The organism is Citromicrobium bathyomarinum (assembly GCF_038594605.1).
Taxonomy (GTDB): domain Bacteria; phylum Pseudomonadota; class Alphaproteobacteria; order Sphingomonadales; family Sphingomonadaceae; genus Alteriqipengyuania; species Alteriqipengyuania bathyomarina_B.
On the sequence record NZ_JBCFZM010000003.1, the window covers coordinates 403,464 to 422,417 of the forward strand.

General features: G+C 65.3%; 19 protein-coding genes. 7 read left to right on the forward strand and 12 right to left on the reverse strand.

Annotated features, from left to right (window positions below):
* The first annotated feature begins 85 nt into the window (after positions 1–85).
* The 4 genes from AAG612_RS13350 (at position 86) to AAG612_RS13365 (ending at position 2,759) form a co-directional block, all read left to right on the forward strand.
* Complete coding sequence (locus tag AAG612_RS13350) at positions 86–1,078, forward strand: GGDEF domain-containing protein (RefSeq protein ID WP_342510877.1); 993 nt, start codon at positions 86–88, stop codon at positions 1,076–1,078.
* 13 nt (positions 1,079–1,091) lie between these two features.
* Positions 1,092–1,643, forward strand: coding sequence for a hypothetical protein (locus AAG612_RS13355; protein ID WP_342510880.1), 552 nt, complete (start codon positions 1,092–1,094; stop codon positions 1,641–1,643).
* A gap of 113 nt (positions 1,644–1,756) precedes the next feature.
* Entirely contained in the window at positions 1,757–2,218 is a 462-nt protein-coding gene (locus AAG612_RS13360) for a Dps family protein (RefSeq protein WP_342510882.1), read from the forward strand.
* Between the two features lie 76 nt (positions 2,219–2,294).
* The gene (locus AAG612_RS13365) at positions 2,295–2,759 is read left to right on the forward strand and encodes an NUDIX hydrolase (protein WP_342510884.1); all 465 of its coding nucleotides are present in this window, start codon (positions 2,295–2,297) and stop codon (positions 2,757–2,759) included.
* On the opposite strand, the gene AAG612_RS13370 is transcribed toward AAG612_RS13365, so the two are convergent.
* Together AAG612_RS13370 and dinB are read right to left on the reverse strand one after the other, a co-directional pair.
* The gene (locus AAG612_RS13370) at positions 2,756–3,109 is read right to left on the reverse strand and encodes a hypothetical protein (RefSeq protein WP_342510886.1); all 354 of its coding nucleotides are present in this window, start codon (positions 3,107–3,109) and stop codon (positions 2,756–2,758) included. The two genes, AAG612_RS13365 and AAG612_RS13370, sit on opposite strands and share 4 nt — an antisense overlap.
* A gap of 39 nt (positions 3,110–3,148) precedes the next feature.
* Positions 3,149–4,291 (reverse strand): DNA polymerase IV, encoded by a 1,143-nt coding sequence (dinB, locus tag AAG612_RS13375; RefSeq protein ID WP_342510888.1) that lies wholly within the window; start codon positions 4,289–4,291, stop codon positions 3,149–3,151.
* 66 nt (positions 4,292–4,357) lie between these two features.
* On the opposite strand from dinB, the gene AAG612_RS13380 reads away from it, so the two are divergent.
* Positions 4,358–5,680 carry a multidrug effflux MFS transporter gene (locus AAG612_RS13380; protein WP_342510889.1) on the forward strand — a complete coding sequence of 441 codons (1,323 nt, stop codon included), beginning with the start codon at positions 4,358–4,360 and terminating at the stop codon, positions 5,678–5,680.
* Between the two features lie 89 nt (positions 5,681–5,769).
* Here the strand turns inward: AAG612_RS13380 and AAG612_RS13385 are convergent, their stop codons facing one another.
* The 7 genes from AAG612_RS13385 to AAG612_RS13415 form a co-directional block, all read right to left on the reverse strand.
* Entirely contained in the window at positions 5,770–7,638 is a 1,869-nt protein-coding gene (locus AAG612_RS13385) for an acetyl/propionyl/methylcrotonyl-CoA carboxylase subunit alpha (RefSeq protein WP_342510891.1), read from the reverse strand.
* Between the two features lie 126 nt (positions 7,639–7,764).
* Entirely contained in the window at positions 7,765–8,775 is a 1,011-nt protein-coding gene (locus tag AAG612_RS13390; RefSeq protein WP_425341864.1) for a phytoene/squalene synthase family protein, read from the reverse strand.
* Entirely contained in the window at positions 8,772–9,353 is a 582-nt protein-coding gene (locus AAG612_RS13395; protein ID WP_342511209.1) for an LOG family protein, read from the reverse strand. Before AAG612_RS13395 ends, AAG612_RS13390 begins: the two co-directional genes overlap by 4 nt.
* 8 nt (positions 9,354–9,361) lie before the next feature.
* Positions 9,362–9,784 (reverse strand): endonuclease domain-containing protein, encoded by a 423-nt coding sequence (locus AAG612_RS13400; RefSeq protein ID WP_342510896.1) that lies wholly within the window; start codon positions 9,782–9,784, stop codon positions 9,362–9,364.
* A gap of 55 nt (positions 9,785–9,839) precedes the next feature.
* Positions 9,840–11,327 carry a phytoene desaturase gene (locus AAG612_RS13405; RefSeq protein ID WP_342510898.1) on the reverse strand — a complete coding sequence of 496 codons (1,488 nt, stop codon included), beginning with the start codon at positions 11,325–11,327 and terminating at the stop codon, positions 9,840–9,842.
* Complete coding sequence (gene crtY, locus AAG612_RS13410) at positions 11,320–12,519, reverse strand: lycopene beta-cyclase CrtY (protein ID WP_342510899.1); 1,200 nt, start codon at positions 12,517–12,519, stop codon at positions 11,320–11,322. Before crtY ends, AAG612_RS13405 begins: the two co-directional genes overlap by 8 nt.
* Positions 12,520–12,564: 45 nt before the next feature.
* Entirely contained in the window at positions 12,565–13,326 is a 762-nt protein-coding gene (locus AAG612_RS13415) for a hypothetical protein (RefSeq protein WP_342510902.1), read from the reverse strand.
* A gap of 145 nt (positions 13,327–13,471) precedes the next feature.
* Between AAG612_RS13415 and AAG612_RS13420 the strand changes: the two genes are divergently transcribed.
* Positions 13,472–14,344, forward strand: a complete 873-nt coding sequence (locus tag AAG612_RS13420) for a MipA/OmpV family protein (RefSeq protein WP_342510903.1) — start codon at positions 13,472–13,474, stop codon at positions 14,342–14,344.
* Between the two features lie 24 nt (positions 14,345–14,368).
* On the opposite strand, the gene AAG612_RS13425 is transcribed toward AAG612_RS13420, so the two are convergent.
* The 3 genes from AAG612_RS13425 to AAG612_RS13435 form a co-directional block, all read right to left on the reverse strand.
* On the reverse strand, positions 14,369–14,677 hold the full coding sequence (locus AAG612_RS13425; protein ID WP_342510905.1) for a transcriptional regulator: 309 nt from the start codon (positions 14,675–14,677) through the stop codon (positions 14,369–14,371).
* Positions 14,674–15,120, reverse strand: a complete 447-nt coding sequence (locus AAG612_RS13430; RefSeq protein ID WP_342510907.1) for a hypothetical protein — start codon at positions 15,118–15,120, stop codon at positions 14,674–14,676. Before AAG612_RS13430 ends, AAG612_RS13425 begins: the two co-directional genes overlap by 4 nt.
* A gap of 170 nt (positions 15,121–15,290) precedes the next feature.
* A complete protein-coding gene (locus AAG612_RS13435) occupies positions 15,291–17,339 on the reverse strand; it encodes a S9 family peptidase (RefSeq protein ID WP_342510910.1) in 2,049 nt (682 codons plus the stop codon).
* Positions 17,340–17,485: 146 nt separating this feature from the next.
* On the opposite strand from AAG612_RS13435, the gene AAG612_RS13440 reads away from it, so the two are divergent.
* On the forward strand, positions 17,486–18,769 hold the full coding sequence (locus tag AAG612_RS13440) for a metal-dependent hydrolase family protein (protein ID WP_342510912.1): 1,284 nt from the start codon (positions 17,486–17,488) through the stop codon (positions 18,767–18,769).
* Positions 18,770–18,954: the final 185 nt, after the last annotated feature.

The following is an 18,954-nucleotide window of genomic DNA, read 5'->3' on the forward strand; positions in this document are numbered from 1 at the left end:
GTTAAAAATTCACTCCTCGGCCCTATAGACGGCGCATCGGGCGCCCGGGGGGTGCCGAACCGATCGACGAACAGATGGCTGGGCTATGGGTAATGACAAAATCGGGCGCGATGTACTGGCATTTCTGGCCGGGAATTTGCTCGATCCGACACCGCTGAACTACCGCTTCGGCTATCTGTACCTGACCCGGTCGAGCAAGGTCATCGTGCACGAGACCGATACCTATATCGAAAACGGCATGCGCATGAAGCAGGAGACGGTCGTCGAGTTCATGGGCAAGCATGCCTCAGCTTCCGAAGATCCCGAAGAACGCCTCGCCGCGCGCGACGAGGCGGTCGAAATGTTTCTTAATGCCGCAGGCGATCTGGCCCGCGAGACCAAGCGGCAGGCCGATGGGGTCGGCCGCGACATCGCCGAGGAAAGCCAGGTCATCCGCGACGGCGCCGAGGGAGAGGATCTGAAAGGGGCGATCCGCCGCATCGTCGACCGCGCCGACGAAGCCGAGCGCGAGCTTGCCAATGCGTCGAACCGGATCGATCGCCTGCAGCGCGATCTCGAGGAAGCGCGCAACAAGGCTTCGGTCGACGAACTGACCAACATTCCCAATCGCCGCGCGACCCGGGCGGCCTTGCAGGATCTGGAGATCCGCAAGGTGCGCTATTGCCTTGCGATCATCGACATCGACCACTTCAAGGCGATCAACGACAATTACGGCCATCCGGTCGGCGATCGCGCGCTCAAACTGGTTGCCAGTGCGCTGACCGAAGCACTCGCGCCGTGGCACGTCGCGCGCTGGGGCGGCGAGGAATTTCTCGTGATCGCCGAGATACCCGATGCCGGCCACGTCTGTGAAAAGGTGCAGGAGGCGAAAGACGCGCTGGCGGATCGTAACCTGAAACTGCGCGAAACGGACGAGCCGATGGGCGCGATCACCTTCTCTGCCGGAGTTGCCGTCAATTCGGCCGACAGCGACGACACGCTGCGCCGTGCGGACAATGCTCTTTATGCGGCGAAGAAGGCGGGGCGCAACGCCGTGCTGGTCGCGCCGGAAACCGGCCGGGTAGAGGACGCCGCCTGACCGGCGATCTGCAATGTCGTCCTTCCTCTTCGGTTTCGCGGCGGCCCTGCTGCTGACGATCGGCGCGCGCGACCAGTTGCTGGTGGCGCGCCTTGCCGAGCCGCTGGGCGGGGTGATCCTCGCAGCGAGCCTCGTCTCCGCAGTCGCGACGGCGCTGGCGATGGCACTGGCGGGCAATGCCATCGCGGCAATCCTGCCCATTGCCGCCCAGCACATGCTGGTCGCCATCGCGCTCGTCGTCGCCTCTGTCGAACTGTTCTGGCCGAACCGCGACAAGCGTCCGAAGGAACCGACCCATTCGCCGTTTGCGGCTTTGATCGTCCTGCTTGCGCGCCAATGGGGCGATGCCGCCCGCTTCCTGCTGTTCGCCCTTTCTGCCGCGACCGCGCTGCCCGCTTATGTCGCCGCAGGCGGAGCGGTGGGCGCGGCGCTCGCGCTCGCCGGGGGCTGGGCCTTGGGGGCCGATCTGGAAAATCTCCCCTTGCGCGCCTTCCGGCTGGTGATGGGCGCGATCGTGTTGCTCGTCGGCATCGTCATCGGCCTTGGCGCACGCGGGATCGTGTGATCGATCCGATCCAGCCAATCACTGTAATCGAAGCCTTGCGTGGAAAGCCTTTCGGTTTCGCTCGTTGAGGATACGAAACCCCTCTCCCCCAAGGATACTACAGGAGACCAAACATGGCCCAATCCGGCGATAATTCTAAGACTGCACTGGTACAGGAACTCAACGGCCTGCTGGCCGACCACCTGGCGCTCTATTTCAAGACCAAGAACTTTCACTGGCACGTGACCGGCCCGCGCTTTCGCGATCTGCACCTGCTGTTTGACGAGCAGGCGATCGAGATCCGCGACCAGATCGACGCCATCGGAGAGCGTGTGCGAAAGCTTGGCGAAGTGACCCTGACCTCCATCGGCTCGGTCGCCCGCGCCACGCAGGTCAAGGATCAGGACTCGACCGATCTGGCCCCCGACGCGATGGTTCAGGAACTGCACGACGATAACGTCGCCATGGTCAAGCGCCTGAAAGGTATGAAGCCGCTGGCCGAAGAAGCGGGCGACAATGCCACTGATGGCCTGCTCGACGATTGGACCGATATGGCGGAGGAACGCGCGTGGTTCCTCAAGTCGACGCTCGGCTAAGCCCGACACCGGCGATTGCATGAAGGGCCGGACCGGTGGCTTGCCGGGTCGGCCCTTTGCTTTATTCGTGATCGGCGTGCGCCACCTGCTCCCCAAACCCGCCGAGCGGCTTGCCCTGCGCATCGCGCATCGCCTGCGCCATTACTGGCGCAGGATCGCGAGGCCACAGCTGCGCGGCGTCAGCGTGCTGTTGCGCGATGGCCAGGGGCGGGTGCTGATGGTCCGTCATGCCTATGGGCCGCCTCAGTGGAGCCCACCGGGCGGCGGCATTGCGCGCGGCGAGCCGCCCGAGGACGCCGCGCGGCGCGAGATGGAGGAAGAGCTGGGGCTGCGGATCGAACGGCTGGTCCTGCTCGGCACGCTGAGCGAAACCATTTCGGGCGCGCCGCACACCGCCTACCTGTTCACTGCGCAGATCGATGCGCTGCCCCGGCCCGACGGGCGCGAAGTGGTCGAGGCGCGGTTCTTCGCCCTCGACGGCCTGCCACCTGAAATGAGTGCGCTGACCCGCCGCAGACTGGCGATCCTCGCCGAAAGCTAGAAGAGCTTGGCCTTGCTTTCGCAGTCGGCATAGCGCGCCTTCAGGTCGGCAAGAGGCTTGGCGGACTTCTTCGCATCGGCGATAACGGTATCTCCCGCGATCGCCATGTCGGCGACCACTTCGCTTGTCGCTTTGTCGCTCAAGCTCTCGGCATACTCTATGTAGCGCGAGCCGAGGGCGCCGGCCGCCTTCTTTTCTGCAGACTTTGTGTCGTCGCGCATGACGAGGGAGATCGCGATAAAGGCGCATGTGACCGCGTCGTCATAGCCGACGGGCGGTGGTGCGGCCGCTTCCTGTGCCGCGACGGGCGAAGCGAGAAGTACCGCGAGCGGCAGGAGCATGCGGATCATCGCCATCGAATAATCCCGTCTCGCAAAGCCGACAAGCTATTACAGCAGCGAGAGCTGGCCCGTTTTGCCGTCGCGCCGCAGCGCCTCCTCTTCGCCATCGCGCTCGAGATTGGAAAGCGTCAGACCCATCAGGCGGATCGGGCGGGGCAGCGGCAGCAGGCTTTCCAGGATTTCGTGCCCGAGCGCGGCAAACTCTTCCTTGCCCTCGACATTGCGCGGTAGCGAGCGGGCCCGGGTCATCAGCTGGAAATCGTTGTATTTGAGCTTGAGCGTCACGGTGCGCCCGCGCGCCTGCGCCCGCTCTATCCGCTCCCAGACGATCTCGACGATCTCGGCCAGCGTGGTGCGCAGTTCCTCTGCCCCGTGCCGGTCGACCGAGAAGGTCCGCTCCCCGCCGACCGACTTGCGGATGCGGTTCGAGCGGACGGGCCGATTGTCGATGCCCCGTGCGGCGCGGTAGAGATACTCGCCGAAACTGCCGAAATGCTGCGCGAGCCACGCGCGGTCCTTCGCCGCCAGATCGGCGCCCGTGGCGATGCCGAGCCGCGCCATCTTTTCCTCCCCGCGCGGGCCGACCCCGTGGAACCGCCGGATCGGCAGCGTCTGGACGAAGGCCGCGCCTTCGCCGGGGCGGATCACGCACAGCCCGTCAGGCTTGTTCTGGTCGCTCGCCAGCTTGGCGAGGAACTTGTTGTAGCTCACACCCGCGCTCGCGGTGAGCCGCGTCTTGGCGCGAATTTCCTGGCGGATCATCTCGGCGACCCGGGTGGCCGAGGGGATGCCGAGCTTGTTTTGCGTGACGTCGAGATACGCCTCGTCGAGGCTCAGCGGTTCGACGAGGTCGGTGTGGTGGCGGAAGATCGCGCGGATCTGCTCCGAGGCCTCGCGATAGGCGTCGAAGCGGCTCTTCACGAAGATCAGGTCGGGGCACTTACGCTTTGCGGTGACCGAGGGCATGGCCGATTTCACGCCGAACCTGCGCGCCTCGTAACTGGCGGCGGCGACCACGCCGCGCCCGCTCGATCCGCCGACCGCGACCGGCTTGCCACGCAATTCCGGGTTGTCGCGCTGCTCCACGCTGGCGAAGAAGGCATCCATATCGACATGGATGATCTTGCGCTGGCGCACTTCGCGCGCGCTCGCGTCCGCGCCACCATCCGACCCTGCATCATCCTCGCTCATCGTGAATCCTGATTAGCACATAGGTTGCCAACCGGAACCGACGACGCCATTTGCGGTTTTGTGCACATGCGAAATGACCAATATGCCCCCGGCGAGACTGCCGGGGGAGCGAACGAGGCGATCGAGCCGCGCGCCGACGCGCGTGGGGATGCGCGTGCGCCCGCCGCACTGCCGCCTTCGGGCAAGACGATCGGCGAACGCCAGCTGATCGGGATGATGGCGCTGCTGATGGCACTGAACGCGCTCGGCATCGACGCGATCCTGCCCGCGCTCGACAATCTCGCGGCCGATCTCGACGCGACGGGCAACAGCCGCCAGTTCGTGGTCGGCGCCTACCTGCTCGCCGCCGGGCTCGGCGCGCTGGTCCCCGGATCGCTGGCGGACCGTTTCGGCCGCCGCCCGGTGCTGTTCACCAGCCTGGGGCTCTACATCGCCTTCTCGATCCTGTGCGCGCTGGCGTGGAGCTTCGAATCGCTGCTCGCGCTGCGCTTCCTGCAGGGCTTCGGCGCGGCGGGCATCGTTGCGCTGCCGCCCGCGATCATTCGTGACCGGGTGGGCGGCGACAAGATGGCCCGGATGATGAGCCTGATCTTCGTCATCTTCCTGATGGTGCCTGCCGTCGCGCCCAGTCTGGGGCAGGGCGTGCTGATGCTGATGGGCGACTGGCGCTGGATCTTCGTGTTCACCGCGATCGCGGGCTGCTGCATGGGTTTCTGGGCATGGCGCAACCTGCCCGAGACACTGCACCCCGAAGACAAGCAGCCGATCCGCCCGCGCGTGATCGCCCGCAACATGCGCGCCACGCTGACCATGCCGCAGGCGCTCGGCTATACGCTGGGCAGCGCGGTGATCTTCGGTGCGCTGTTCGGCTTCATCAACTCGGCGCAGCAGCTGGTGGGCGAGGCGTTCGGCGCGGGCCCGTGGTTCCCGCTGATCTTCGCGAGCTGCGCGGGCGCGATGGCAGTGGCGAGCTGGACCAATTCGCGCATCGTCGAACGCTTCGGCGCGCGCCGGGTCAGCCATACCGGCCTGTTCCTGTTCCTGATCGTGGCCGCGATGCAGCTGTTCTTCGCGACGATGACCGAGGAAACGCTGTGGACGTTCGTCCCGCTGATGGCGGCGAACATGATGCTGTTGGGCTTCATCGGCGCCAATTTCGGATCGATCGCGATGCAGCCCTTCCGCGAGACGGCGGGCGCGGCGGCCAGCGTGCAGACCTTCATGCGGATGACCACCGCCGCGCTGATCGGCGCAGGCATCGGCTATGCCTACAACGGCACGGCCATTCCGCTCGCGAGTGCGCTGACCGGCGGCGCGCTGATCTGCATCGCGCTGGTGCTGTTCGCCGAGCGCGGCAAGCTGTTCGGCCCGCCGGTGGTGGAGGATTGACTTGGGCGTGAGCCCACCCCGCTGCGACTAGCGGGTAAGCCCGCAAGTCTCGCTCCCCTCCCGCTTGCGGGAGGGGCTGGGGGTGGGTTCTATTCCGCAGGCTCCACCACGCACAGCACCGCCTCGACCTGCACCTGACCGCCTTCGCTGGCGGCAAGATCGGTCACGGTGCCGTCGAACGGGGCGATGAGCGAATGCTCCATCTTCATCGCTTCGAGCACCATCAGCCGCTGGCCCGCGGTGACACTGTCGCCCTCGGCCACGTCGAGCGCGATGACCTTGCCCGGCATTGGCGCGAGGATGGCTCCGTCGCCTGCCGCAGCCGCCCCAGAGCCGCGTGAACCGCGGTCGAAGGCGAAGGACATGCCATCGGCGAAAACGACCACCCGGTGCGGATCGACGAAGCCGGTCGCAGCCTCGAAAGCCGCTCCCTCGGCCGCCGCGACAACGCGCGTATCGCCCTTGAAGGAGAGGCTGGTGGTCAGGCGGCCCGGTGCGTTGAGCCGGAATCCGGCAGGCTGGTCCTCATGCTCTTCGGTTTCCGCGAGCACCACGAAGTCCGCAGCGGTCTGCCAGATCGCCTCGTAAGGTTCGTCCGATTCGACCAGATCGTCGATCTTGCGTTCGATGAACCCGGTATCGAGATTGGCATCCTCGAAATCCTCGTCGCTCAGGCAGTTCGCGATGAAGGCCGCATTGGTGCGCACGGGCCAGATTTCGACCCCGTCCGCGATCTCTGCCAGCTGCTCGATCGCATCCTCCCGGATCTCTCCCCAGGTCACGAGTTTGGCGACCATCGGATCGTAGAAGGGCGATATCTGATCGCCTTCCTCCACGCCCGTCTCGATACGGCCCCGCAAGCCGATATCGAAATGATCGAGTGCCCCGGTGCTGGGCAGGAAGCCGCTCGAGGGGTCTTCCGCATAGAGGCGGGCTTCGATCGCATGACCGTCGATGAACAGCTCGTCCTGCTTGAGCGGGATCGGTTCGCCCGCGGCCACAAGCAGCTGCCACTCGACCAGATCGACCCCGGTGATTTCTTCGGTCACCGGATGCTCCACCTGAAGCCGCGTGTTCATTTCCATGAAGAAGATGCGGTCAGCGCGCAGGCCTTCGCTGGCATCGGCGATGAATTCGATCGTGCCCGCGCCTTCGTAATTCACCGCCTTGGCGGCGCGCACGGCGGCGGCGCAGATTTCCTCGCGCGTCGCCTCGTCCATGCCCGGCGCAGGCGCTTCCTCGATCACCTTCTGGTGGCGGCGCTGCAAGGAACAATCGCGTTCGAACAGGTGGACGTGGTTGCCGTGGCTGTCGCCGAACACCTGCACCTCGATATGGCGGGGCGAGGTGATCCATTTTTCGAGGATCACGTCGTCATTGCCGAAACTGGCCTTGGCCTCGCGGAGGCAGGATTCGAGCGCGGAGAAGAACTCGCCCTCGGCATCGACCTTGCGCATCCCCTTGCCGCCGCCGCCCGCGACCGCCTTGATCAGCACGGGATAGCCGATCGCGTCGGCCTCCTGCTTCAGGCGCTCGGCCGACTGGTCGTCGCCATCATAGCCGGGGGTGACGGGCACGCCCGCCTCGCGCATCAGCTTCTTGGCGGCGTCCTTCAGCCCCATCGCGCGGATCGAGGAGGGCGGCGCGCCGACCCAGATGAGCCCTGCGTCCTTCACGGCCTGCGCGAAATCGGCGTTCTCGGAGAGGAAGCCGTAGCCTGGGTGAATCGCCTCCGCGCCCGTCTGTTTGGCGGCGGCGATGATCTTCTCGCCTACAAGGTAGCTTTCGGCAGCGGGCGAGGGACCGATATGCACCGCCTCGTCGGCTGAGCGAACGTGGAGCGCCTTGGCGTCGGCATCGGAATAGACCGCGACAGTGGCAATACCCATCGAACGGGCGGTGCGGATAATGCGGCAGGCGATCTCGCCGCGATTGGCGATCAGGAGTTTGGTGATCATGGGCAGACCGCTAGCCAATTTGGATCGTCATTGCGAGCCGTAGGCGAAGCAATCCAGAGCGTATCGCACGCTCGCTCCTGGATTGCCGCGCGGCCTTGCCGCTCGCCATGACGTACATGCAGAAGATCACCACCCCGCGATGGGGCGCAGGTCCTCGCGCTTGTACGGCGGCCATTCGCGTGGCTCGGGCGCATGGCGCGTCACCGCTTCGCCGAAGGCGACGGCCACGTGCCACAGCTTCTTGTACGAAGGCACATAGATGCGCCGGTCCCACGCCAGTTGGCCCCGTTCGCGCGCCTTGCGCCCGATCGCGCCATAGATCCTCAGGGCCGACAGCACGGCCCAGCGCTGGCGAAAGCGCAGGTGCTTCGCGCCGAGCCTTGCCGCCTGCTCGTACATCTCCATCCGGTCGACCAGCCGCGCGACCACGGCGGCGAGGGCGAAGCGGTTCTCTTCCTCGGCGTAATTCTCGCGCGTCAGCCCGGCTTCTGCCAGCCACTCTTCGGGCAGGTAGCAGCGCCCGGCGCCCGCATCCTCGATCACGTCGCGCGAGATGTTGGCGAGCTGGAAGGCAAGGCCGAGATCGCACGCGCGATCGTAGATAAAACTGTCGTTGGGCGCGAACATCACCCGCGCCATCAGCACGCCGACCGCGCCCGCGACGTGGTAGCAATAGCGCATCATCTCCTTCTCGGTGACGGGGCTGAAGCCGTTCGCGTCCATCGCGAAACCGGAGATGACCTCGTTCGCCATGTCGAGCGTGATGCCCGCCTCGCCCGCGACCTGGCCCAGGGCGTCGAACGCCGGATCGGCGGTCGCGCCGCCTTCCAGCGCGCGGCGGGTCAGGACGTGGATGGCTTGCAGCCGGTCCTCGATCCCCGCCTGATCGCCCAATGCGCCACCCATGTCCTGCGCATCCACGAGATCGTCGCAACGGCGGCACCAGGCGTAGAGCATCCACACGCGTTCGCGCGTCGGCTTGTCGAACAGCTTGGACGCGAAGGCGAAGCTGCGCGACCCCTCGGCAATGGCCTCGTAGGATTCGTTCACCAGTGCAGCCCGGTCGCGCCCTCCGCCGGGGCGGGGGATCGAGGGGCGCACGAAGCGGGAAGGGACGAGGGGGCGGGCCTGGTTCAAAGCTGGTCTGCGCTCATGCGATAGATTGGAGTATTAGGCGTATAAGACGCAAGCTTGTCGAGCAGTTCCGGCAAACTGTCCGCAATCTGCAGAATCTCGCGATGTGTTGCGCGAACGAAACCCGTATCCGCCATCCGGTTTATGAAATGCACAAGATCGTCGTAAAAGCCGAAAGCGTTGAGCAGGCCGACCGGCATTTCATGGTAGCCGATCTGCGCCCAGCTCAATGCCTCGAACAGCTCGTCCATTGTGCCCATGCCGCCGGGCAGAGTGATGAACCCGTCTGCAAGGTCGGTGAAATGGGCCTTGCGCTGGTGCATCGTGTCGACCGTGATCAGCTGCGTGCAGTCGTGGTTGGCGAACTCGCGCTCAACCATCGCATGCGGGATCACTCCGATCACCTCGCCGCCTTCGGCCAGCGCACCCTGCGCCAGCGCGCCCATCAGGCCCAGCCGCCCGCCGCCATAGACGACTCCGATGCCCCGCCGCGCGAGGTTTGCCCCGGTGTCGCGCGCGAGTTCGAGGTAACGCGGATCGGGCGGGGTGGCGGCACCGCAATAGATGGCCAGTTTGCGGATGGGGCGGTTCACAGATCCTCCCCGATACGGGGAGGGGGACCAGCCGGAGGCTGATGGAGGGGCACGGGTTGTTGTTGCATACGCTCTCTGCAGATTTGCGTCGGACGGGTAACGACCGGCTCGATATTCGCAAGGATCAGGGTTGCCGGAATGCGCGTGGGCGCAATATCTCGCGATCTTAGGAACGCAGATCGGTTGGCATCGCGGATTACCGCGTCTTCGCTGTCATGCGCCATGCCGTCGACTTCGACGGCAAGCTTCGCCTTCGCGCAGTAGAAATCGAGTACGTATTCACCCGCGGCGTGCTGACGGCGAAACTTGAACCCACCCGGACGTTTGCGCAGTTCGGTCCACAGCAAGGTTTCTGGCAGCGACATCTCGCTGCGCAGTTTGCGGGCGCGCTTTACCGACTGGCGGGGGCCCGTGATCACGGACGGTGCCCCTCCACCATGCTGCCCATGGTCCCCCTCCCCGTGCCGGGGAGGATCATCTGAGATCCTCGATCATCAGCCCCGCGGTCGCCTTGGCGCTGCCGACCACGCCGGGGATGCCTGCGCCCGGGTGCGTGCCCGCACCGACGAGGTAGAAGTTCTTGATAACATCGTCGCGGTTATGGCCGCGGAAAAAGGCGCTCTGCGTCAGCACCGGCTCGAGGCTGAAGGCGCTGCCCAGATGCGCGTTGAGATCGGCGGAGAAGTCGGACGGCGCGTAGTGGAACTTGGTCACGATCCGGTCGTGAATGTCGGGCACCAGCCGCTTGCCCACCTCATCGAGAATGCGCTTCTCCAGCAGCGGGCCGACCTCGTCCCAGTCGACCGGCAGCTTGCCCTGATGCGCCACCGGCACCAGCGCGTAGAACGTGCTCATCCCCGGCGGTGCCATGGAGGGGTCGCTCTTGCTCGGGTGGTGGAGGTAGATCGAGAAATCTTCCGGCAGCACGCCGTTGCTGTAAATGTCGTCGAGAAGGCCTTTGTAGCGCGGGCCGAACAGGATCATGTGGTGCGCGATTCCGGGCCAGTTTCCTTCGAGCCCGAAATGGACGACGAACAGCCCGGGGCTGTAGCTCTTGCGCTTCAGCCTGCGGCCCATGCTCCACCCGCGCTGCGAGCGGCCCAGCAGGTCGCGGTACGAATGCATGATGTCGGCATTGCTGGCGACCGCGCTGAAAGTCTCTTGCCAGCCGCTCTCGCATTCCACGCTGGTCGCGCGGTTCTTCTCGGTATGGACCTGCACGACCGGATCGCCCATGCGCACGCGTCCGCCCAGCCGCTCGAAATGGCGGACCATCCCGGCGATCAGCCGGTTGGTGCCGCCCTTGGTCCACCAAACGCCGCCGTCCATCTCCAACTTATGGATCAGCGCGTATATGCTGCTCGTCTTCATCGGATTGCCGCCGACCAGCAGCGTGTGGAAGCTGAGCGCTTCGCGCAGCTTCTCGTTCTCGACGAAGCTGGAGACCATCGAATAGACGCTGCGATAGGCCTGCTTCTTGGCCAGCGCGGGCGCGGCTTTCAGCATCGACTTGAAATCGAGGAAGGGCACGGTGCCCAGCTTCACATAGCCTTCCTCGTACACGCCGGCGGAATATTCGAGGAAGCGCTGGTAGCCTTCGACGTCCTTCGGGTTGAGCTTGGCGATTTCCGAAAACAGCTCGTCGTGGTCGTTCGAATAGTCGAAATTGGTGCCGTCGGGCCAGTTGAGGCGGTAGAACGGCTTGACCGGAACAAGCTCGACATCCTCGGCAATGTCGTGGCCGGAGAGCGCCCAGAGTTCCTTGAGGCAATCGGGATCGGTGACCACGGTGGGCCCGCCATCGAAGGTGAACCCGTCACGCTCCCAGTAATAGGCGCGGCCGCCGGGCTTGTCGCGCCCCTCGATCACGGTTGTCGCGATCCCGGCGCTCTGGAGGCGGATGGCGAGTGCCATGCCGCCAAAGCCAGCCCCGATCACGCATGCATTTCGGCTGTCAGCCATTCGGTTGCGATCCTTTTCGAGATGTCAGTGCGGGGCGATGCCCGGCGAGTGCGCGCAAGGCACGCGGGATTGGTACGGGCGGCTTGCCCGTAAGGGTCCGCAGCTTGTCTGCAGGGGTCGATCTGGCCGCGTAAAACCGTTCGATCAATGCGGGATTGAGGCGGTAGAAGCGCGAGAAGATGCGGTAACGTTCGTCGGGTTTCGCCGCGCCGAACAGCATCGAGCCGAGCATGCGATAGAAGCCGGTCCGCTTCCACACGCGCCGCGCATGGGCTTCCAGCAGGGCGGCCATCTGTTCGCCGGGCAGGTCGCGGTTCTCGGCCACCAGCAGCGCGGTCTCGACCGCGAAGGGCAGCGTGTAGCTGGTCAGCGGATGCGCGATCATCGCGCGCGCGCCTGCCATTGCTACGCCGGGAATGCGGACCTCGCGCTGATAGCGGGCGAGGTCGCCGCCGGTCACCACCGGCAGCACGCCGGTCTCGTAGGCGATCGGCTCGCCCTGCCAGCCCATCGTGTCGCAATAGCGGTCGATCCTTGCAGAAAGCGCCGCCCGCTCGAGCTCCGGCGTATCCTGGTAATAGGTATCCTCGACGAACAGCTCGTCGGCGGCGAGCGGCAGGGTGTAGACGAAGCGGAAGGCATCGTGCTGGCGGACCTTGGCGTCCATCACGATCGGGCGGTCGACCCCATGCGGGCGATCGGTGCGCAGGTGGCGGCCCATGAAGACCTGCCAGCCGCCCTCAAATGCGTCCGAGAGGATGAACCCGCGCGCGTCGATCACGCAGCGGGCCTCGATCCGCTCGCCGCCTTCAAGGGTTGCGCCGCGCGCATCGACCGAGGCGACCGCGCGGTTCGTGTGGATCGTCGATTGCGCCAGCTCGCGCCGCAGCGCGGCATCGAAATCGACCGAGGCGAGCGAGACGTAGACGCTGCCCAGCCGCCGCGAATGTTCGGGGAAATGGACATCGTAGCCGAGCGGCCAGTTGAGCTTGCGGAATGGCGCCATCAGCGCCTCGCCAGCTTCGGGCAAATCGCTTTCGAACCAGCTCCAGCGGTGATTGCCGCCCAGCGTTTCGCCTGCCTCGACGAGCACCACCGACAGCGCCGGATCGGCACGCCGCAGCGCGAGCGCGATCAGCCCGCCCGCCAGGCCTCCCCCAAGGATTGCAAAATCGGCGCGCGGTTCGCTCATCACCCGCATCCATTATGGACAAATAGCTGCAAGGCAAATGGCGACTTATAGTCCGCACGCCCCCAGTCTCGACGTGACGGTCGTCTCCATCGCCTCATCCAGCCTCGCGTCGAACCCCGGAACGAGGTCGCGATTGGCGATATCGAGGCGCAACGCTGAGATTTCCGGAGTAAGGGTTTGCAACTTGCCGGATGCGGGAATGGCCAGGAACTCGCGCCCGATCTCTTCCATTTCTTGCTTGCTCAATCCGGAGATCATCGCTGCCACGGTCCGCCGGGCATCGGCTTCGGCGTCTTTCTCGTCGATAATGACCGGATCGTCGGGATTGCCCGATACGCTTCCGGCGATCGTCTGTTCGAAATTGAGATTGGCATTGACGCCCGCCAGGATCCGCTGGCCATTCTTGCTTTCGTAGAATCTGGCGAGCTGCGACGCCTCTTCGTCGGTCAGTTCGTTCTCGAAAAGAGACTTCATTTCCGCTTTAGTGACCGCGCGTTCCACATCGCCATATTCGATGAGGAAGGGGGTCGTCGCCGAGACAATCGCATCGACGATGCCCTCACATTCGCGTTCCATCAGCACGATGTTCGGGTCGCGCATCATCACGGTCCGCATGTCCCGCACAACCGCCCGCATGCTCGCTTCGTGAATCGCGTCGGAATTCAACGCGGCGGCGAGGCGCGCGTGGCCGCTGGCTTCCTGCGTCGATGCATCGGCGGGTGGGGGCACGGTCTGCCCGGCAAGGGCGGTCGGGGCGAGGATGGCGAGGGCTGTGGCCGCAGCGATGATCTTCATGGTGTCAGCCATTACTCCGCCTGCGATGGACCGACAATCGAAACTGTCCAACAGGGCGAGCTTGTTGTCCGGGTGTCACTGTGTTGCCGTATCTTGGCGAGGAACGTTGCTTCTCGAAACCCGTTGGATTGTTCAAACTGGAGGGAATTTTTCCGACATGCGCCGTATTGTCCACGCCATTGCCGTACTATCCGCCTGCGCGGGCGTCTCGCCTGCCGTCGCGCAAACGCAGGACACCGAAACCGACGACTTCGCCGCAGACCCATCCGAAGGAACGGTGTTCGATGGCGACTGGGTCCAGATCGGCGCCGGAGTCGCCTTCTCGCCCGATTACGACGGGTCCGACGATTACGAGGCCTTCCCGCTGCCCCTGATCCGCGGCAGCATCGGCGGCGTCGACATCCAGCCGCGCGCGGCTGGCGTCGCGCTGGACTTCGTGCCCGATGGCGATGGCAAAGTGTCCTATACCTTCGGCCCCGTGGTGCGGGTGCGCACCAGCCGCACCGGCGATATCGAGGACCCGGTCGTGGCTGCGGCAGGCGAGCTCGATACCGCGATCGAAGTCGGCCCGACCGCCGGAATCAGCTATTCCGGCCTGCTCAATCCCTATGACAGCGTCAGCTTCACCGCCGATGTGCGCTGGGATGTCGCGGGCGCGCATGACGGCATGACGATCAGCCCGAGCGTGACCTATTTCACCCCGGTCAGCCGGGGCGCCGCGGTCAGCCTGTCGCTGTCCGCCGAACATGCCGACGACAGTTTCCAGGACTATTATTATTCGGTGACGCCTGCGCAGCAGCTCGCCAGCGGTCTGCCGGTCTACGATGCCGACGCGGGCTTCAACAAGGTCGGCGTGAACCTGCTCGGCGGGTTCGACCTCGATGGCGATCTCACCAATGGCGGGCTCGCGATTTTCGCCGTCGGCGGATATTCGCGGGTGATCGGCGACGCGGCGGATTCGCCCTTCGTCGCGACGCGCGGCAGCCGTGATCAGTGGCTGGCCGGCGCAGGGATCGGATATACGTTCTGATCCCCTAGGCTCGATAGCGGGCGATCACCGCGTCGCCACTGCCTCTTCCGCCGCCGCCGCAAGTGCGCGCAGTGCCTCCATATGCGCGGCGAAGGCGCTGCGCCCGGTCCGTGTCAGCGATGCCCAGGTGCGCTGGCGGCCGTCGCGCGGAGCCTTCACGATCTTGACGTAGCCCGCATCGGCGAGGGCGGTGAGGTGTTTCGAGAGAACGCTGTCGCTCACATCGGTCACCTCGCGGATGGTCGCGAATTCCACCTCGTCGGCCCGCGCCAGCATGGCGGCAATCTGCAACCGTGCCGGAGCGTGCAGGGCCATGTCGATCTGCCCGCTCATGCCCGGCCCGCCTTCAGGTCCGCCCGGTAAATCTTCTCCCAGAGCAGGCTGATCGCCGTGCTGCCGATCAGCAGGACCGCCGCGATCGCGCAGAACAGCGGGCTCGCAAGAGGGTTTTCGACCAGCATGATGGTCGCCGCGAGCGCGGCTGCGAGGAGTGCGAACTGGAGCACGAGAACCCAGCCGGTGCGGCCCTTCTGGTAGCCGCTCACGAACATGCCATGCCGTGCCTTGTCGTCGCGCACGACGAGGAAGATCAGCAGCAGCACGATCGCCAGCACCAGCATCCGCCCGGGATCGGGCAGGGCGACAGCCAGCAGAACCAAAGCCATCATCGCGCCGAAAATCGCGTGCCGCCAGAGCGGCCAACGCATCCGGTCGGCCATCGCGCGATCGGTATTCTTCACGGCATCGAGTGCCGAGCGTGCTTCATTCGTGTCCATCGGAGGGTCCTTCACTTTCCAGTGTGGAAAGAGATATACGCGACTTTCCGATTCGGCAAGTGAAAACTTTCCAAGTTGGAAAGTGGGCGCGTTGAACCCTGACAGACGCACATAAAAGGGGCGCGCAGGTCGATCCTGCGCGCCCTCTTTCGTGTGTGCCGATCTGGCGATCAGTCCTCGCTATCGTCCTCGATCATCAGTTCGGGACGCGGGGCGGGCATTGCGGCATCGCGGTCGCCCGTCTTCAGATAGGTATCGAACCACTGCATCATGCGCAGGTTGTAGTCATAGCGTGCGGCGGCGCGAGAATTGCCGTGGCCTTCGCCCGGATAGAGCACGAGCCGCACCGGCGTCTCGGGTTTGCGCACCTTGATGTTGCGATACAGCTCGTAGCTCTGGCTGGGCGAGACGCGCGTGTCTTCCTCGCCATGCATGATCAGGATCGGCGTTTCGGCCTTGTCGACGTGATAGATCGGGCTGACTTCGAGCATGCCCTGCCAGTCTTCCCACGGCCACTTGCGCGCATGCACGTTGTACATTTCCATCGGAATGTCGGTGGTGCCGAACTTGCTGATCTGGTTGGAAATGCCGACGAACATTACCGCCGCGGCATATTCCTCGCTCAGCGCCGTCGCGCCCCACGCGCTGGCATAGCCGCCATAGCTGCCACCGGTGATCCCGGTGCGATCGCCGTCGGCGATCCCTTCGCTCACCAGCGCGCGCTTGGCATCGACGATGTCGTTGAATTCCTTGCCCGCGTAATCGTTCTGGTGTGCCTTGGCGAATGCGGTCCCGTAGCCGGTAGAGCCGCGATAGTTGGGCAGGAACACGGCATAGCCCTGACCCGCCGCGACTTGGCCGGGGCCGCTGTAGTTGGTCACCCAGCCGTTCGATTCATGCGCCTCGGGCCCGCCGTGTACGTCCATGATCAGCGGCGCGCCACCGCGCGGTGCGCCCCCGACCGGCTCGATCAGCACGCCTTCGATCTGCTGCCCGTCGCGCGCGGTATAGGTGTAGGTGCGCTGCTCGCCGAAGTCGATTTCCGACAGCCACGGGTTGTGGGTGGTCCAGCGGGTGAAGCCGCTGCCATCGAAAGCGAACAGTTCGCTGGGGTGGCGCGGGCTGTTGGCGACCGCGAACATGCGCTCGCTCCCGCCATTTTCGAGGCTGGTGAGGATCAGCTCGCCCGGATCGACTTCGCGCGCGACGCTGCCATCGGCGTTGTAGATGCGCAGGATCGTGTCCGCGCCCTTGTCGACGACTGCGGCGAGCTGGCCGTTCGCCATCCATTCGGTATCCCCGACAGCTTCCGCCGCGCCTTCGTTCAGCGCGCGATAGGTGCCGGTCGCGAGGTCGACGAGGTGCAGCGTGGTCGCCGCGGGATCGTTCTTGTCGACCCCCGCGACCATCGAAAGCTGGCGGCCATCGGGCGAAATCTCGATATCGCCGAGCTTGCCGGGGGTTTCGACCACCCGGGCGACATTGCCGCTCGCCAGGTCGAGGATATTGACCCGCTTGGAGGTATAGGTGTCGTCGATCTGCGGGGTCGGCTGGCTCTCGATCACGCCATAGCGATTGTCGGGTGTGACATCGAAGCTGGTGACGTAGCCGGGTATGGTGATCTCGGTCGGCTCGGCGTCGATTTCCTCGCCGCCGACGCGAGCCGAGAACAGGCGGTTGAAGCGCGATTCCTCTTCGTAGACGATCGCGTTGAAGCCATCCTTCGACTGCGCCTTGCGGTCCTTGTCGTCCGCCGGGCTGGCGAGCAGATACAGCGTGCTGCCGTCCGGCCCCCAGGCATAGGAGCGCACGCCGGTGTCCTTCACCGCCGCAAGCTTCACCTGCGCCCCGCCATCGACGGGGATGCCCCATACGGCGCGGTCTTCGCCGCCCTTGCTCCACAGGAAGCTGACCATGCGGCCGTCGGGCGAGAACTTGACCGTGGAAACGGACACGTCCTCGGGCAGGAAGTCGCGCGCATTGTCCGGCCCGAATGCCATCTTCAGCTGCTGCGAGGTGGAGCCGTTATCTTCCCCCTCGGTCACGTCGGGCAGGCTCGCGGTGGTGTAGGCGACGCGAGTACCGTCGGGCGAGACGGCGACGCCGCCGAGGCTTTCGAGGCTCGCCACATCCTCGGGCGTCATCGGGCGGGCCTGCGCGATGGCGGTGATCGATACGCCGGCGAGCAGCGTGACGGTGGCCAAAAACGTGCGGTTCATGAAGGTCCTCTCATCGCAAAACTTTTTCCGACCGCGTCATTACAGCCTGAGCGTTCAACGGCAACCGATGGCCGAAACGACCGGGGCGTGTTCCGCTTGCGCTGGGCGGATGCGAGATGCATCGTCGCGGCCAAAGGGGAGAGACGATGCGTAGCCTGTTTTCGATGATCGCAGGATGTATGGCCTTGCTGGCCATGTCCGCTGCCGGGCCCGCGCTGGCGCAGGTAACGGTGATCCACGCCGGATCGGTGCTGGCCGATGCGGAAAGCGAACCGAGCGGCCCGGCCACGATCACGGTCAGCGAGGGCCGGATCGTCTCGATCGAGGAAGGGCACCGGACGCCGACCGGCGAGGTCCGCGTGATCGATCTTGCCGACAAGACCGTGCTGCCCGGCCTGATCGACCTGCATGTCCACCTGACCGGCGATCCGGGGGGCGATTATCGTCAGGGCACCGTCGACACCGAAGAATACGCGACCGTCGTCGGTACAAAAAACGCGCGAATCACTGCGCTGGCCGGGTTCACCACCGTGCGCGAGGCGGGCAGCGGCGAAACGACCGCCTTCGCGCTGCGTCGCGGGACGGCCGAGGGACTGATCCCCGGTCCGCGCATCGTCGCTGCCGGTCCGCCGCTGTCGATCGTCGGCGGGCATGGCGACATCACCGGCTTCCGCCCCGAAATCCTCGACCTGTTCGCCAATCCGTTCACCTGCACCGGGCCGGTCGAATGTGCGGAGAAGGTCCGCCGCGCGGCGCAGCGCGGTTCCGATGTGATCAAGATCACCGCGACCGGCGGCGTTCTCAGCCAGCAGGGGCGCGGGCTGGGCGCACATTTCACCGATGCGGAGATGAAGGCGATTGCCGACACCGCCCACTCGCTCGGCCTCAAGGTCATGGCGCATGCCCACGGCGCGCGCGGGATCGAGGCGGCGAGCCGCGCCGGGATCGACACGATCGAGCATTCGACCTTCATCGATGAGCCGGCAGCGCGCGCGATGCGCGAGAATGGCACGGTGCTGATCCCGACGCTGATGGCGTTCAAGGGGGTCAGCGAGGGGCTGGGGAAGGGCATCTACACTCCCGTGGTCGAAGCGAAGATCCGCGACGTCTACGACCAGGCGCAGGTCTTCATGGGGCAGGCCTATCGCTGGGGCGTCCCGATTGCCTTTGGCACCGACGCGGGCGTGTTCGACCATGGCCGCAATGCCGAGGAATTCGCACTGATGCGCGCCCAGGGCATGAGTGACCGCGAAGCCTTCGCCAGCGCGACCACGGTCGCGGCCGAAGTGCTCGAAATGGAGGACCAGATCGGGCGGCTCGCACCCGGCTATTCTGCGGATATCATCGCCGTCGATGGCAACCCGCTGGAGGATGTCGCCGTGTTGGAGGATGTTGACTTCGTAATGGTTCGCGGGCGGGTGATCGAGTGATGGTCCGAATGCTTCTTTGGCTCAGACCCCCGTCGGATTGGGAACTCGCGAAGAAGAAACGCGATGCGGGGGCGGATGCGGGGGAGGTCGTCTCTTTCCTGTATAGCCGGGGCGTCGGGCCCGCCCTTACGTCCTTTATGCTATCCCAGCTTGGTTTTGGCGATCAGGCGGAGTGTCGGTTGATG

Coding starts and splice junctions, on each gene's coding strand:
- AAG612_RS13420 (WP_342510903.1), top strand. CDS start 13,472: ATGCGCCGTATTGTCCACGCCATTGCCGTACTATCCGCCTGCGCGGGC.
- AAG612_RS13405 (WP_342510898.1), bottom strand. CDS start 11,327: ATGGCTGACAGCCGAAATGCATGCGTGATCGGGGCTGGCTTTGGCGGC.
- AAG612_RS13440 (WP_342510912.1), top strand. CDS start 17,486: ATGCGTAGCCTGTTTTCGATGATCGCAGGATGTATGGCCTTGCTGGCC.
- AAG612_RS13435 (WP_342510910.1), bottom strand. CDS start 17,339: ATGAACCGCACGTTTTTGGCCACCGTCACGCTGCTCGCCGGCGTATCG.
- dinB (WP_342510888.1), bottom strand. CDS start 4,291: ATGAGCGAGGATGATGCAGGGTCGGATGGTGGCGCGGACGCGAGCGCG.
- AAG612_RS13415 (WP_342510902.1), bottom strand. CDS start 13,326: ATGGCTGACACCATGAAGATCATCGCTGCGGCCACAGCCCTCGCCATC.
- AAG612_RS13425 (WP_342510905.1), bottom strand. CDS start 14,677: ATGAGCGGGCAGATCGACATGGCCCTGCACGCTCCGGCACGGTTGCAG.
- AAG612_RS13360 (WP_342510882.1), top strand. CDS start 1,757: ATGGCCCAATCCGGCGATAATTCTAAGACTGCACTGGTACAGGAACTC.
- AAG612_RS13370 (WP_342510886.1), bottom strand. CDS start 3,109: ATGATCCGCATGCTCCTGCCGCTCGCGGTACTTCTCGCTTCGCCCGTC.
- AAG612_RS13355 (WP_342510880.1), top strand. CDS start 1,092: ATGTCGTCCTTCCTCTTCGGTTTCGCGGCGGCCCTGCTGCTGACGATC.
- crtY (WP_342510899.1), bottom strand. CDS start 12,519: ATGAGCGAACCGCGCGCCGATTTTGCAATCCTTGGGGGAGGCCTGGCG.
- AAG612_RS13430 (WP_342510907.1), bottom strand. CDS start 15,120: ATGGACACGAATGAAGCACGCTCGGCACTCGATGCCGTGAAGAATACC.
- AAG612_RS13385 (WP_342510891.1), bottom strand. CDS start 7,638: ATGATCACCAAACTCCTGATCGCCAATCGCGGCGAGATCGCCTGCCGC.
- AAG612_RS13380 (WP_342510889.1), top strand. CDS start 4,358: ATGCGAAATGACCAATATGCCCCCGGCGAGACTGCCGGGGGAGCGAAC.
- AAG612_RS13350 (WP_342510877.1), top strand. CDS start 86: ATGGGTAATGACAAAATCGGGCGCGATGTACTGGCATTTCTGGCCGGG.